The organism is Brevundimonas sp. NPDC090276, assembly GCF_044772165.1.
In the GTDB taxonomy this organism is placed as follows: domain Bacteria; phylum Pseudomonadota; class Alphaproteobacteria; order Caulobacterales; family Caulobacteraceae; genus Brevundimonas.
Genome location: NZ_JBIVYK010000001.1, coordinates 1162904 through 1177365 on the forward strand (window position 1 = coordinate 1162904; position 14462 = coordinate 1177365).

The 14462-nt window shown below is 67.0% G+C and carries 11 protein-coding genes and 1 tRNA gene; 1 reads left to right on the plus strand and 11 read right to left on the minus strand.

The genetic code is table 11. The features are described 5' to 3' along the window. Positions 1 to 2: 2 nt before the first annotated feature. The 4 genes from ACIQTU_RS05665 to ACIQTU_RS05680 form a co-directional block, all read right to left on the minus strand. Complete coding sequence (locus tag ACIQTU_RS05665; RefSeq protein ID WP_400543551.1) at positions 3 to 857, minus strand: ABC transporter permease; 855 nt, start codon at positions 855 to 857, stop codon at positions 3 to 5. Next, positions 854 to 3448, minus strand: coding sequence for an ABC transporter substrate-binding protein (locus ACIQTU_RS05670; RefSeq protein WP_400543554.1), 2595 nt, complete (start codon positions 3446 to 3448; stop codon positions 854 to 856). The genes ACIQTU_RS05665 and ACIQTU_RS05670 overlap by 4 nt, the downstream gene beginning before the upstream one ends. Before the next feature lie 83 nt (positions 3449 to 3531). Beyond that, complete coding sequence (locus ACIQTU_RS05675; protein WP_400543557.1) at positions 3532 to 5742, minus strand: TonB-dependent receptor; 2211 nt, start codon at positions 5740 to 5742, stop codon at positions 3532 to 3534. Between the two features lie 262 nt (positions 5743 to 6004). Next, entirely contained in the window at positions 6005 to 8761 is a 2757-nt protein-coding gene (locus ACIQTU_RS05680) for a TonB-dependent receptor plug domain-containing protein (protein ID WP_400543560.1), read from the minus strand. 138 nt (positions 8762 to 8899) lie between these two features. Here ACIQTU_RS05680 and ACIQTU_RS05685 point away from each other — a divergent pair, with 138 nt between their 5' ends. Beyond that, positions 8900 to 9901 carry a cyanophycinase gene (locus ACIQTU_RS05685; protein ID WP_400543563.1) on the plus strand — a complete coding sequence of 334 codons (1002 nt, stop codon included), beginning with the start codon at positions 8900 to 8902 and terminating at the stop codon, positions 9899 to 9901. Positions 9902 to 9981: 80 nt separating this feature from the next. Here the strand turns inward: ACIQTU_RS05685 and ACIQTU_RS05690 are convergent. The 7 genes from ACIQTU_RS05690 to ACIQTU_RS05720 form a co-directional block, all read right to left on the minus strand. Continuing rightward, a tRNA-Ser gene (locus ACIQTU_RS05690) sits at positions 9982 to 10071 on the minus strand. A gap of 95 nt (positions 10072 to 10166) precedes the next feature. Continuing rightward, a complete protein-coding gene (locus tag ACIQTU_RS05695; protein ID WP_400543566.1) occupies positions 10167 to 11123 on the minus strand; it encodes an NrtR DNA-binding winged helix domain-containing protein in 957 nt (318 codons plus the stop codon). 7 nt (positions 11124 to 11130) lie between these two features. Next, positions 11131 to 11724 (minus strand): YfbR-like 5'-deoxynucleotidase, encoded by a 594-nt coding sequence (locus tag ACIQTU_RS05700; RefSeq protein WP_114817816.1) that lies wholly within the window; start codon positions 11722 to 11724, stop codon positions 11131 to 11133. A 156-nt stretch (positions 11725 to 11880) separates the two neighbouring features. Beyond that, positions 11881 to 12780, minus strand: coding sequence for a methyltransferase type 11 (locus ACIQTU_RS05705; RefSeq protein ID WP_400543569.1), 900 nt, complete (start codon positions 12778 to 12780; stop codon positions 11881 to 11883). A 91-nt stretch (positions 12781 to 12871) separates the two neighbouring features. Further along, entirely contained in the window at positions 12872 to 13732 is an 861-nt protein-coding gene (locus tag ACIQTU_RS05710) for an AAA family ATPase (protein WP_400543572.1), read from the minus strand. Between the two features lie 76 nt (positions 13733 to 13808). Beyond that, positions 13809 to 14015 carry a hypothetical protein gene (locus ACIQTU_RS05715; RefSeq protein ID WP_400543575.1) on the minus strand — a complete coding sequence of 69 codons (207 nt, stop codon included), beginning with the start codon at positions 14013 to 14015 and terminating at the stop codon, positions 13809 to 13811. Continuing rightward, positions 14012 to 14446 carry a hypothetical protein gene (locus tag ACIQTU_RS05720; RefSeq protein WP_400543578.1) on the minus strand — a complete coding sequence of 145 codons (435 nt, stop codon included), beginning with the start codon at positions 14444 to 14446 and terminating at the stop codon, positions 14012 to 14014. Before ACIQTU_RS05720 ends, ACIQTU_RS05715 begins: the two co-directional genes overlap by 4 nt. Between the last annotated feature and the right edge of the window lie 16 nt (positions 14447 to 14462).

Below are 14462 nucleotides of genomic sequence, written 5' to 3' on the forward strand. Positions count from 1 at the left end.
GGTCAACGCTCCCGCCGCACGCGCGGGTCGAACAGGTCGCGCAGGCCGTCGCCGCTCAGGCTGAGACCCAGCACGGTCACGAAGATGGCCAGGCCCGGCATGACGGCCAGCCAGGGCGCGAAACCGATCATGGTCTGGGCCTCGGCCAGCATCCGGCCCCAGCTGGGCGCGGGCGGCTGGGCGCCCAGGCCGACGTAGGAAAGGCCGGCCTCGGCCACGATGCCGACGGCGAACTGGATCGCGGCCTGAACGATCAGCAGGCCGATCAGATTGGGCAGGATATGCTGGAGCGAGATCAGGGCTTTCGACTTGCCCGCCGTCCGGGCGGCCAGGATGTATTCGCGCGTCCACAGGCCTTGCGCCGCGCCGCGCGCGACGCGGGTGAAGACGGGGATGTTGAAGACGCCGATGGCGATGACGGCGTTGATCGCGCCCGGTCCCATGACGGCGGTGATCATCACGGCCAGCAGCAGGGCGGGGAAGGCGAAGATCAGGTCGTTGCCGCGCATGACCAGGTCATCGACCCAACCGCCCCGCGCCGCCGCGGTCAGGCCCAGAGGCGTGCCGACGCCCGCGCCGATGCCGATGGCGACGAAGGCGACGACGAGTGAGTTCTGCGCCCCCGCCATGATCATCGACAGGACGTCGCGGCCGAAATGGTCAGTGCCGAACGGATGGGCGGCGGAGGGGGAGGCCAGCTTGGCGGCGATGTTCACTGCTGTGACGTCATAGGGCGTCCAGACGAGGGCCAGCAGGGCGGTGGCCAGCACCACGGCCGTCAGCGTCGCGCCGACGATCAAGGACAGGGGCCAGCCCACACGGGGCTCGGCGGCGGGAATGGCGGGGGCGTCGGTCATGTGCGACGTCCCCTCAGGCGCGGGTCAGCGAACAGATAGGCCAGGTCGATCAGGAAGCTGACCAGAACCACGGCGAAGACCAGCACCACCACCACGCTCTGCACCACGATCAGGTCGCGCTGGGTGATGGCCTGGAAGACCAGTCGGCCGAGGCCGGGCAAGGAGAAGACGTTCTCGATGATGATGCCGCCGGCTAGCAGGAAGGGGAACTGAAGGCCGAGAATGGTCAGGACCGGGATCCAGGCGTTGCGCAGGGCGTGCCGCCACAGGGCCTGATTGACCGACAGGCCCTTGGCCCGGGCGGTGCGGACATAGTCCTCGTTCATGGTGTCCAGCAGGGCGGTGCGTAGGACGCGGGCGAGGATGGCGGCCTGCGGCGCGGCCAGGGCTACGGCGGGCAGGATCAGGGCCTTGAAGGCGGGCCAGAAGCCGGCGCTCCAACCGGGGAAGCCGCCCGCAGAGAACCAGCCCAGGTTCACCGAGAACAGCAGGATCAGCAGCATGGCGATCCAGAAGTTGGGCAGGGCGACGCCGACCTGCGTGACGCCGATCAGGCCGGTGTCGACCGCCGTGCCACGACGGCTGGCGGCCATGACGCCGATGGGCAGGGCGACGGCCAGCGACAGGAAGGTGGCCATCAGGGCGAGCGGCGCCGAGACGGCCAGACGTTCCGCGATCAGGCCGCCGACCGGCACCTGATAGGTGTAGCTGGTCCCGAACTGGCCGCTCAGCAGGTCGCCGAGCCAGGCGAAATAGCGTTCGAGGCCCGAGCCCTCCAGGCCCATCTGTTGACGCAGGGCGGCGATGGATTCCGGGCTGGCGTTCAGCCCCATCATGTAGCTGGCCGGATCGCCGGGCACGACCTGCAGCAGAAGGAAGATAACCACGGTCGCCGCCAGCAGGGTCAGGGCGTGGCCGCCCAGCTTCTTCAGCAGCCAGGCGGCGCCGAAGCGCCAGGCGACGAAAGCCAGCAGGGCGGCGCCCGCGATCAGGCTGATCCAGCCCCAGGGCGGACCGTCGCCGGTGCGCTTGGCGCTGGCGCTCGATGTGACATCTGCGCCGGCCCAGTAGGCGCCGGTGACGTCATTGGCGGCGATAGGGCCGTTGATCCACAGGCCGTTCAGATCGGCCTTCCACACGCCGATGCGCGACGACTGGAACAGGAAGCCGTTGACGGCGTCGTCGGCTATGCGGCGTTGCAGATCGCCCAGCAGACGCAGCCGCGTCGGCTCATCCGGCGCGCTTTGAACCTGGGTCAGCAGGGCGTCAAAGGCCGGGCTGTCGTAGCCGAAGTAGTAGTCCTTGCGGCCATAGATGTCGTAATCCATCGGCTCGACGTGCTCGACGATGGTCAGGTCGAACTGGCGGCGCTTGAACACTTGATCCAGCCACTGGGCCCATTCCAGGTTCTCGATCTTTACGCGAATTCCGGCCTGGGCCAGTTGCGAGGCCAACACCTCGCCGCTGCGTCGGGCGTAGGGGCGGGGCGGCAGGCGCAGGGTCGCGTCTATGCCGTTCGAATAGCCCGCCTCGGCCAGCAGCTGACGCGCCTTGGCCACGTCGTGGGGATAGGCGCCGGTCAGGTCGACATAGCCCGGCGCCTGACGTGAATAGTGGCTGCCGATGGGCTGGCCGAAGCCGAACATGGCCCCCTGGATCAGGGCGTCGCGGTCGATGGCGTAGGACAGGGCGCGGCGCACGCGCACGTCGTTGAACGGCGCCTTGGTGTTGTTGATCCCCAGGATGACCTTGCCCTCGGAGGCACCGACGACAACGCGGAAGCGCGGGTCGCGCCGGAACTGGGCCACGTTCTCGGGCGCGGGATAGTTAGGGAAGGCGTCCACGTCGCCGGCGCTGACGGCGGCGAAGGCGGCGGTCGGGTCGCTGATGAAGCGGAAGATGACCGTGCTCAGGCGGGGTGGCGTTCCCCAGTAGCCGTCGCGGCGCACGAGGGTTAGCTGGCTGCCGCGCTGCCAGCTCTGCAGCTTGAACGGGCCTGTGCCGACGGGCGTGACGGCGTTGGCCGCCGCACTGTTCGGAGAGACCATGACGGCGTCGCCCCAGGCCAGGACGTAGGGCAGGGTGGCCATCGGCCGGGACAGGCGGATGCGGATCGTGGCCGGATTGACGACCTCGACGCTCTGGATCGGCGCGAACAGGGCCTTCTGGGCGTTGGTCGAACCCTCGGCTGTGATGCGGTCCAGCGAGAACTTCGCCACCGAGGCGTCGAAGGGCGAGCCGTCCGAGAAGGTGACGCCGCGCCGCAGATGAAAGGTCCAGGTCAGGCCGTCAGGCGCGGCTTCCCACGATTCCGCTAGGGCGGGCGCGACGACGCCGGTCTGCGTCAGCCTGGTCAGACCCTCGAAGACGTTGGCGTAAACCACCTCGTCCACCGCCGCCGCCGCGCCCGAGGTCGGGTCGAGGTTCGGCGGCTCCAGCGGGAGGCCTAGCACCAGACGGTCGCGCGGGGGCTGGGCCGGGGCGGCGGTCGCCTCGGCCAGCGGCGCAAGGAGGGTCAGGGCGACCAGCAGGGCCGTCGCCAGCAGGCCGCGCAGCCGCTCTCGTGCCAGACGCCAGTCACCTGAGTTCACGCGGTCTCGCCTTCCGTTCGCCCGTCGGCATCCCCCATATCGCATCTGCCTCGGGGCCTGCGTCAGAAAAACCCGCCGGTGCGTTAATACTGCAGGCTGAGACGCGCGCCGATGGTGCGGGGCCGACCGGGCTGGGCGATGTCGGCGTTGGTGAAGAAGTTGCGCGTCAGATCGTAGTCCTGATCGAACAGGTTGCGCGCCCAGAAGGTGACCGACCAGTTGGCGTTTTCGGGGCCGACCGTCAGGCTGGCGTTGGCCAGCCAGTAGGCCTCGACGTCGTACAGCGGCCCCAGCCACGACGGGTAATCGTCACGATAGCTGTAGTTGGTCTCGGCGGTGACGGCGAAACCGTTGACGGTCCAGTCATAAGAGATCGATCCGCCGTAGCTGAGCGAAGGGAAGGGGATTTCGTCGCCGGACTTGTCGATGAGGACGGTGGTGCGCGTTTGCTGGCAGGCGGGAATGTCGAGATCGATGAAGTCGGTGTACTCGCCCTGCTTGTAGCTGAGGTTCTGCGAAATCCGCAGACCGGTACTCGGGCGAAAGACGCCTTCCAGCTCAGCGCCGTAGATCTTGGAATCGGCGTTGGTGAAGCGACCGATGGGGCCGTTGGCGCCGCAGATCGCCGACAGCACCTGCTGCCCGCTGTAGTCGTAGTAGTAGGCCGAGCCGTTGATCTGGATCGCGCGCGACGGGTCGGCCTTGAACCCTACCTCGTAGGCCCAGAGGATTTCCGGGTCGAACGGCTCGATGCCGCTGCGGGCGCCGGTGTTGTAGGTGGTGAAGCCGCCCGACTTGGCGCCCCGGCTGACCGAGCCGTAGATCAGCAGGTTGTCGGAGGGGGCGAACTCCAGCGCCGCCTTGCCGGTCAGGGGCGTCATCCTGGTATCGACCGTCGTCGGGGGCAGGGCGGTGGCGCCGCCGAAAGCCGAGCCGAAGCCTTGCAACTCGCGGGTTTCCTCTTCGTAGCGCAGGCCGAAGATGGCCTTCAACTGGTCGGAAAAGGCGTACTCCGCCTGTCCGAACAGGCTCCAGGACTCGACCTTCTGGTCATAGGTGACCTGGGCGTAGGTGCCGTAGATGTCGATGAAGTCTGAGGAGTAGCGCTCGTTCAAGTCCTGCTTCGAATAGTAGAAGCCGGCCAGCCAGGTCAGGGCGCTGTCTGCGTCAGAAGCCAGGCGCAGTTCCTGTGAGATCACATCCACGTCGCTGCCGAAGAAGGTATCGGCTTCGACCGAGGGGCTGGCGTCCCAGTCGCCGTATTCGCTGCGCTTCAGGGTCTCGAAGCTGCTGATGCTGCTCAGGGTCAGGCCTTGCAACGCCAGCTTGGCGTTCAGCGATGTGCCCCAGGAGGAGTTATCGCGACCGGGCTTGGCCTTCACGTCGCGGCCGATCTCGGCGGCGAAGCGGGGCGAGAGGCCCCAGCCGGTCTTGGACCGGTCCTTGTCGGCGGGGATCAGGATTCCGCTGCTGGCGCCGTCGCCGTCGGGATCGCGCGTCCGGAAGTCACTGATCAGATAGAGGCCCTGGTTCTCGGACTTGTCGACGCCGCCGTGGACGTCGAGCAGCAGGGACAGGCTGTCGGTCGGCGTCCAGTCGATCAGGGCGCGGGCGCCGCTGCGGTCGGCGTCACCCAGGGTCTCGCCAGTGTCGCGATGACGCTGCCAGGCGCCGCCCTGTTCGGTTGAGACGGCCAGGCGGCCGCGCACGGTCGAGGCCAGCGGGCCCGAGACATGGCCCTCGGCGCGGAACAGGTCGTGGTCGCCCCATTCAGCCGTCAGTCCCGCCGACGGCTTGTCGGTAGGGCGCTTGGTGATGAAGCTGATCGCGCCGCCGGTGGTGTTGCGGCCGTAGAGAGTGCCTTGCGGGCCGCGCAGAACCTCGACCCGGTCGATGTCGAAGATCAAGCCCTGGGTCATAGCCGGGACCGGATAGGCGACCTCGTTCACATAGACGCCGACGGTGGGCGCGTTGTTGGTGGCGTAGTCCTGAAAGCCGACGCCGCGCAGGCGGAACTGGGCCGCGCCGCCGCCGAAAGCCGGTTCGATCTCCAGATTGGGCGTGGCGTTCTGCAACTGATTGATGTTGGTGACGCCCTGCTGCGTCAGGCTTTCGCCGCTGAGCACGCTGAGGGCGATACCCACGTCCTGGGCCGCCTGTTCGCGGCGCTGGGCGGTGACGATGATCTCACCGACCGTCGTGGCGCGCTCGGACGGCGCCTGCTGGGCCATGGCTGTCGTGGAACACAGGGTCGCAAGTGCCCCGGCGGATACGCTGACCAACAGACGATTCATCGTCTCATTCCTCCCGATGACGCTGCACGGACCATTCTGAGGGTCGCGTTGCAATTGCGAACGAGGCACGGCTCCCGAACGCGGGGGCTATGTATCATCGGGCTTGTGAGGGTGTGCAATGCAGCATTTATGCTGAAGCTTCAGGCTCATCCCTTGGTGTCATCCAATTGTCACGCAGGCCTTTGGAAGACAGGGCCGTTAGGCCGACACAGGGCAGGCTCCTCCAGTCCTGTCGGCAGGGCTGGAGGAGATGCTAGCGTGGCTAGAGCCCGGCGCCGCCGAACTTGTAGGTCAGCTGGAAATAATAGCTGCGGCCAACCGAGTCGAACCAGGAGATGTCGTAGTAGGGGTAGGCGCTGTAGGTCGGATCCTTGACGGGGCCCTCGTCGAACAGGTTGTTGACCGTCATCGACAGGCGGACATGGTCGGTCAGGTCGTACTGGGCCGAGGCGTTGAACATCCAGCTGTCGCTGATGTAGGCGTCCTCGTCATAGTTCGGCAGCTTGCCGAGATACTGGCCCTGCAGCGTCGTGGTCAGCTTGTCGAACGCCCAGCTGACGCTCGCCGTGCCCTTGTCGCGCGGGATGTAGTAGCCGCTGTCGAAGGCCAGCTTGTCGATGGTCGGATCGCCCGGATACTGCTGGAAGGTGTGGTCGTCGACATAGGTGTAGGCCAGCGAGACGTTGAACTCGCCGATGCGCTCGGTCGGCACGCGCAGGCGGGCGGCGACGTCGAAGCCCGACGTGGTTTCCTGGGCGATGTTGATCGGGTTGGTGAAGACGCCGATCAGGCTTCCGGCCAGGGGGCCGGTCGCCTGGCGCTCGACGCGGGCGATGGCGTCGACGCAGGTGGGCGAGGCCGCGTCGGCGCCGCCCAGGCGGCAGGCGGCCTCGTTCCGCAGGATGGTGTCGATGCTCATGTCGCGGACCTGATCGCTCAGTTCGACGCGGAAATAGTCCAGCGACAGGCTGAGGTTTCGGGTCGCCTGCCAGACCACGCCGCCATTGAACGACTTGCTGGTCTCGGGCTGCAGGTCACGGTTGCCGTTGCGGTGGGCGACGATGCCTTCGTCGGAGTAGCTGCAGTCGCCGATGTCCTCGTCCGGCTCCTCGGTGGCGCAGCGGTAATAGTCCGTGCCGGACGGGTGGGTGTTGCCCGGACCCGAGAAGACATAGTGCAGGTCGGGCGCGCGGAAGCCGGTGCCATACGCGGCGCGCAGCAGGACCGTGCTGATCGGGCGATACTCGAGGCCGGCGTTGTAGGTGAACTTGCCGAAGCCGTTGCCGGCGAACTCGTAGTGGTCGTAGCGGCCCGCCGTGCTGAACTCGAGATTGCTGAGCAGCGGCGCGCGGACTTCGTAGCCGACGCCCCAGTGGTCGCGGTCGCCCTTGCCGTCGGAATCCACCAGACCGTAGTAGTAGGGCTTGAGGGCCAGCGGGTCCGGTTTCAGGTTGTAGCTCTGGTTGCCCGCCTCGATCACGGCGGCGAAGCCGACCGGGCCGGCCGGCAGTTCGAACAGGGCGCGATTGTTGATGGTGGCCGACAGGTTGTCGGTGCGCGAGCGCGGATTGTAGACCGCGTCCTGGGCGATCTGGTCGTACTCGGCCGGGGTCAGGGGCTTGTAGAGCCGTGCAGCGTCCACTCCGGCGGCGAACATGGCGTAGCCACTGTCGGGATCGATCCCCAGTTTTGGACCCAGGAAGAAGTCATTGGCGGCCGAGGCGATGATCTGCGGGAAGCGGACCTTCGAGCGGTATTCGGCGTGGTTGAAGGCGACCTCATAGCCCCACTGGTCGGCGTCGCCGAAGGTGCCCTTGATGCCGGGCGTGATGGTGAAGCTGTCGGAGCGGTTGCGGGTGAAGCCCTTGGACAGGCCGCCCATTTCCTCTGGCGAGAACTGACGCTGCCAGCCTTCGACCATGCCGGTGTCGACGTTGAAGAAGAGGCCGTCCTCGCTGCCGTTCTCGTCCTGATAGAGCCAGGACTGGACGTCGGAGAAGAGCTTCAGGTCGCTGTGGCTGTACTGCAGGTCCAGGAAGAGCTCGGTCCGATCGCTGAGCGTGTAGCCCATGGAGGCGTAGCTGTTCAGCCCATTGCGGTCGCTGAGGATGGTGCCGTAGCCGATGGATTCGTCGCTGCCGCAGAAATAGCCGTAACGCGGGCGGTTGGCGTGGTAGGTCGTGCCGCCGTTCTGCGAGGACAGGGCGGCGCAGGTCGGCGCGCCGGGGTCCAGATAGTCGTCGTACTCGTCGAAGCGCAGATAGGCGCGGCGGGCCGTGGTGTTGGTCGGGCTGTCCTTGGTCGAGTCCTGGATGTCGCGGTCATAGGCCCACAGCGGCTTCTGACGCAGCAGTTCGACGCCGACCACGCCGTGGAAATTGCCGCGCGTGCCGCCCGCCGTGACGGTGAAGCGCTGAGAATCGCCGCCGCCGTCCTCGGTCAGGCCCTGGCGAAAGTCGACGCGGATCCCGTCAGCCGACTGCTTGAGTACGAAGTTTACTACCCCGGCGATGGCGTCGGAGCCGTAGACGGCCGAGGCGCTGCCGCTCAAAATCTCGACGCGTTCGATCAGGCCCACGGGCAGGTTCGACACGTCGGTGAAGTTGCTCTGGCCCTGGAAGGGCAGGGGGAAGTCGGCGATGCGGCGGCCGTTGACCAGCACCAGGGTATGATTGGGGCCGAGACCGCGTAGGTCGACCTGCTGGGCCCCAGGCGTGAAGGAGGCGCCCGAGAAGGACTGCTGACTCTGCGTCTCGCCGCCGTTTTGCGTCACGGCGCGCAGCAGGTCCGGCACGCTCTGATAGCCGTTGCGCAGGATGTCCTCGGACGTGATCGTGGTCACCGGCGCCGGGCCTTCGGTGTCGATCTGACGCGGAATGCGCGAGCCCAGGACCACGATTTCGTCAACCGTGGTGGCCTGATCGGACGGCTCCGTCGGCGCGGTCTGGGCGGCGGCGGAAAGCGCGATCAGGCTGGTGCCGGCCGTCAGAGCGCCAATGATGGATTTGACTTTTTTCATGGTGATCCCCCTGTCCCTCTTTTGATCACCATGGGACCGATTTCACTGTTTTAGAAGGGTAAAAATCACCGTTCGTATCGCGTTGTTCAGCGAAGTGTGCGCTAATGCCTGTCACGATTTGGGACCAGGGGATGTTTCATGCGACGGGTGATCCTAGCGCTGCTGTTTGGGCTCGCGGCGGTTTCGGGAGCGGCGTCGGCGAAGGCGGCGGGGACGCCCGACGGCTACACCTATTTCTCGGTCGGCGACGTCTCGGCGACGACGTCGGGGAGGACTGAAGCGGCGATGATGCTGATGGGCGGCGGCGACTGGGATTACGGCGCCTTCCGATGGTTCCTGGGCAAGGCGGGCAACGGCCATATCGTCATCCTGCGCGCCTCGGGCGATGGCGAGGCCGGCGAGGAGATCTATCGCGACATCGGCGGCGCGGCCTCGGTCCAGACCCTGCTGTTCGACGACCGCAAGGCGGCGCAGGACCCGCGCGTCCTGGCCATTCTGGAGCGCGCCGACGGTATCTTCCTGGCCGGTGGCGATCAGGCGAAATACGTCCGCTTCTGGAAGGACACCCCGATCGAGGCGGCGCTGAACCATCATGTCGCGCGCGGTCGTCCGATCGGCGGCACCAGCGCGGGCCTGGCCATTCTGGGCGGCGCCGGATACGGGGCGATGGACGACGGCAGCGTCGATTCCGAGGCGGCGCTGAAGGACCCCATGGGGCCCGAGGTCACCATGGTGCGCGATTTCCTGGACATGCCCTATCTGGCCCATGTGGTGACCGACACGCATTTCAGCGTCCGTGACCGTCTGGGCCGCCTGATCGCCTTTGTGGCGCAGACGCGGGCGACCGATGATCCGGCCGCTGTCGGCCTGGGCGTGGACGAGGACGGGGCACTGTGCGTCGAGGCCGACGGGATCGGTCATTTCCATACCGCCAGCAGCGGCTATGTCTGGCTGGTCCAGCCCGAGGGCGCGCCGCAGGCTGTGCTCGGTCAACCGTTGGACTATGCCGCCGTGCGCGTCATCACGATGGGCGTCGACGGCGAGATCGACCTGAAGACCATGACCATCACGCGCCCGGCCTTCTCCGGCACGGCGTCGGTGCGAGCCGGTCGGCTGCTCGACGCGCCGTCCGGTCAGTGAGCAGAGGCAGGGCCTTCAACGGTCGCTTTACCGGCTGGGCCGTGTCCCCCTGTGGGGAAGATATCTATCTGGTAGGTCGGTGGCGGAGAGGGTGGGATTCGAACCCACGGTAGGCTTCCACCTACGCCGCATTTCGAGTGCGGTACATTCGACCACTCTGCCACCTCTCCGCGGGGCCGATATTCGCTTGGTCGAGCGAGGGGCTTCTCTAGTCAAAGGCGGCGCGGGCCGCAAGCGATTCCAGCGAAGAAATTCGATAAAAGTTTCAGCGCTGTCCGGGCAGGGTCAGGCCGGGCGCGGGACCGCCCAGGGGATCGGCGCCGACGAAGCGGAAAAGCTCGGCCGGACGACCGCCGGTATCGCTGGAAAAGACCCCTGTGGCCTGAACCAGACCGGCGCGTTCGACGCCGCGACGGAAGTTCTGCTTGTGCAGCGAAAGCCCCGCGACGGCCTCGGCAGCGGCTTGCAATGCGGAAAGCGTGAAGGTGTCCGGCGTCAGGTCGAACAGGACCGGGCGGTATTTAAGCTTGGAGCGCAGGCGGCCCAGCGCCGTGGCGACGATGCGGCGGTGGTCCGAGGCCATGGGCAGGTCGGGCAGAGCGGACGGCGCAGGGCGGTCGTGGTCACGGGCGGACTCGGCGACCAGACCGGCCTCATAGAGCAACTCATAGCGCTCCAGCACCCGTTCCTCGTTCCAGCGGCGTTCAGGCGTCAGGGCGAACAGGGTCTCGGCCCGGCCCAGACGGCGGGCGTCGCCGTCGGCCCAGGCGCGTAGAGCCGGGGCGAGCGTCGCCATGACGGCGGGCGCCCCGTCGCGCCAGTCCTCCCAGGGGAAGATGTCGAAGACCGGGGTCCAGGCCGCGTCCAGCCCGGGGGCTTCGGGCGCCTCGGCGGTCAGGGCCAGGTAGCCGACCGAGACCTCGCGGGCGCGCTCGGGGCCCGGTGTGGCGCGGGGCGAGGCGCGGCCGGCGTCGCCGAAGGTGTAGAGCTGTTCGACAAAGCCGAGCGGGAAGCCGGTCTGTTCGGTGACGAAGGCGCGCAGGGCCAGCTCGAAGGTGCGGTCGCGCGCGGGATCGAACGGGCCGAAGGGCAGGGCCGGGGCGCCGTCGGCGGCGTGGGTGGTCAGGACCACGGCCTGGCCCGAGCGCAGGGCGATGACCACGGCCGACAGACCGATCCGCACGCCCTGTTCGTTCCCGTGAAGCGCCCCCGCTTGCGTCATGCAGTCCCTATTCCGTGTGCCAGGCGTCGGCGCCGGGCAGGATGCCGACAGCTTCGGCCAGAACGCGGTAGCGGTCCAGATAGCGTTGCTGCGCCACCGAGGCGGGCAGGGGGTCGATGATCAGGTCATAGCCGGCGGGCGGAGCGCCGAAGATCTGCAGCGACTCGCGACGGTTGAAGCCCGCCAACTGGGTCGCCTCATAGAAGGCGCAGGCGCGGTCGGCCTTCTTGATCAGGGTCTTGATCGTCTGCGGCGTCTTGGGCGGAAGCTGGAAGCGCACATGGATGGCGGCTTCCAGCCGGGCCTCGAAGTCCTTGTAGCCGGCGCCGAGCGCGGACTTGAACGGTGAGATCATGTCGCCGATCACATATTCCGAGGCGTCGTGCAGCAGGGCGGCCAGGCGCCACTTGGGTTCCAGCCCTGGACGGATGTGGGCGGCGATCTCCTCGACCACCAGCGAGTGCTGGGCGACCGAGAAGGCGTGCTCGCCGATGGTCTGACCGTTCCAGCGGGCGACGCGCGCCAGACCGTGAGCGATGTCCTCGATCTCGATGTCGAACGGCGACGGGTCGAGCAGGTCGAGGCGGCGGCCGGACAGCATCCGCTGCCAGGCGCGCGGGGGCTTGGGGGTTCTGGGCTTGGGCTTGGGCGCCAGGTCTTCGTGTTCTTCGGCCAAGTTCGGGGTCCTGCGCATGGGGCAGGTGAGGTGACCCATCCCGAACGCCCGATCAAGGGCAAGCGTTGCGATTCGTGGGGGTTAATCCCCGACGTTCAGCGTCACCAGGGCCTTGGCGGCCTCGAACACACGGTTTTCATTGCGATCCTTGCCCCGCACGGTGGCGACGACGATGGGGCCGCCGGAAGGGCCGCGCGCTTCATAGCCGACGACGCGCCAGCCGGTGGTCGAGGACTGGTCGGCGGTCATCAGGAAGGTGGCGCGAACGGCCTCGCCCGGAGCGCTGGTGCGGATGCGGGCGGTGTTGTCATTGGCGTCGATGCTGACGACCTCGTCGGTCGAGCGGACGTTCACCTGACTGTTCTTGTCGTCGGCGCGGATGGTGATGCCGCCGATCTTGATGTTGGCGCGGTCGCCGTCGGCGTCGATTCTCATGCCCGGCAGGTGGACGGTGGCCTTGTCGCCGTGTGCGTCGATCCGCACGCCGGGCGCGCTGACGTGGGCGGAATCCGTTGCGGCATCGGCCGCGGCTTCCGCCTTGGCTGCGGCGCGTTCGGCGTCGGCGCCGGCGTGTTCCGCCTCGGCTTCGGCCCGGGCGGCGTCGGCTTCGGCGCGAACGGCCTCTGCGCGGGCGCGATCCTCGTTGGCGCGGGCCTCGGCCAGAGCTTCCGGCAGATCGGCCGACAGCCGGTCTTCGAACCGCTTCAGCGCGTCCTGAACCGAACCGCCGTTCAAGCTCACCAGTTGCAGGGTGACCTCGGAGCCGCGTGGGCCGCTGTAGACGCAGGTTGTCCCGTCAGCCTGGGCCGAGCCCTTGCGGGTCAGTACGCCCTGGGTCTGTGGGCATTGCAGGGCGTCCACGACCTTGAGCACGCCGGCGTCCTTGCCGGACGAGGTCGAGGTAATGCGGACCGTGCCAGCGTTGTCGCAGGCGGCGGTCATCAGCGCGAGGGCGCAGACGGGCCAGAGGAGATGATGCATGGTCGGCTCCTGTTCGGGTCCGATTGTGCGCGCAAGGCGCGGCTATTCCAGTGAAATCGCGGTAATCGAAGGCGGCGGGATCACGGCCGTCTCAGGAACCGGGACGGGCGCCTTCGCGACGGTTCAGGAAGGCCAGCCGCTCGAACAGGTGCACGTCCTGTTCGTTCTTGAGCAGGGCGCCGTGCAGCGGCGGAATCAGCTTGCCCGGCGTCTTCTCACGCAGGGTCTCGGGCGAGACATCATCGACCAACAGCAGTTTCAGCCAGTCCAGCAGTTCCGAGGTCGAAGGCTTCTTCTTCAGGCCCGGCGTGTCGCGGATTTCGTAGAAGGTCTTCAGCGCCTCGGAGACCAGACGCGCCTTGATGCCGGGGAAGTGGACCTCGACGATGTCCTGCATGGTTTCCGCGTCGGGGAAGCGGATGTAGTGGAAGAAGCAGCGGCGCAGGAAGGCGTCTGGCAGTTCCTTCTCATTGTTCGAGGTGATGACGACGACCGGGCGGATTTCAGCGCGGATCGTCTCGTCGATCTCCTGAACGTAGAACTCCATGCGGTCGAGTTCCTGCAACAGGTCATTGGGAAATTCGATGTCGGCCTTGTCGATCTCGTCGATCAGCAGGACGGGGCGGGCCGGGGCGGTGAAGGCCTCCCACAGCTTGCCCTTCTTCAGATAGTTGCGGACGTCGTGGACCCGCTCGTCGCCCAGTTGGCTGTCGCGCAGGCGGCTGACAGCGTCGTACTCATAAAGCCCATTGTGGGCCTTGGTCGTCGACTTGATATGCCAGGTGATCAGCGGCGCGTTCAGCGCACGCGCCAGTTCATAGGCCAGGACCGTCTTACCCGTGCCCGGCTCGCCCTTGATCAGCAGCGGGCGCTCCAGCGCCACCGCCGCGTTGACCGCCACCTTCAGATCCTCGGTGGCGATGTAGTTGGACGTGCCTTCGAACCGGCTCATGAAAACCTGCTCCAATCGGGGGAAGAGCAGCAGGTAGCTTATCAGGACGCGCCTGAACAGGCTGTCTGGAGAACGGTCAGGTGATGCGCTTGGCCGAGACGGGGTCGCTGGCGGGGAAGGTTTCCTCGACGCCCTCGTCGATCAGGGCTTCCTGACGATTCTCGGCCTCCTTTTCCTTGTCCTTCAGCTGATCCGGCTTGCCTTCTTCGCGCGCGGCGGGCTTGGCCGGAGGCGTGTTGGGGTCGGCGTCTTCATGGGTCTTGGTGGGGTGATGCTCGCTCATGCTCGCTCCTCGTTGTCGGGGCCGTAGCCCAGGTCCTCGATGTCGTCATCGGACAGGCGTTTCGCCTCCCAGTGAGCGGCGCTGGCCTGAGCGCCGCGCTGGTTACGCATCAGACCGGCGTAGACCAGCTCGACCTCATCGGGGGCGGAGGCGACCTCGCCGTCGGCGTCGATCTCGCTGATGCGGGGCGATTCCACGCCCAGGAGGGCGTCAGCTTCGGCCTCGACGCCGGCCAGGGCCAACTCCATGTCCAGATCCAGCTCGTTCTCGTCGAACGGCTCGTCGTCGGCGTCTCCGTCGGCCTGGGTCACGTCCAGAACATCGTCGGCCTCGTCCAGAGAAATGTCCCCGTCGCCTTCGTCGTCGACGTGGGTTTCGTCATAGATCTCGGCGTGATCCTGTGCGTCGAACTCGATGTCCGTATGCGCCACGGCCTGTACCTCCCTA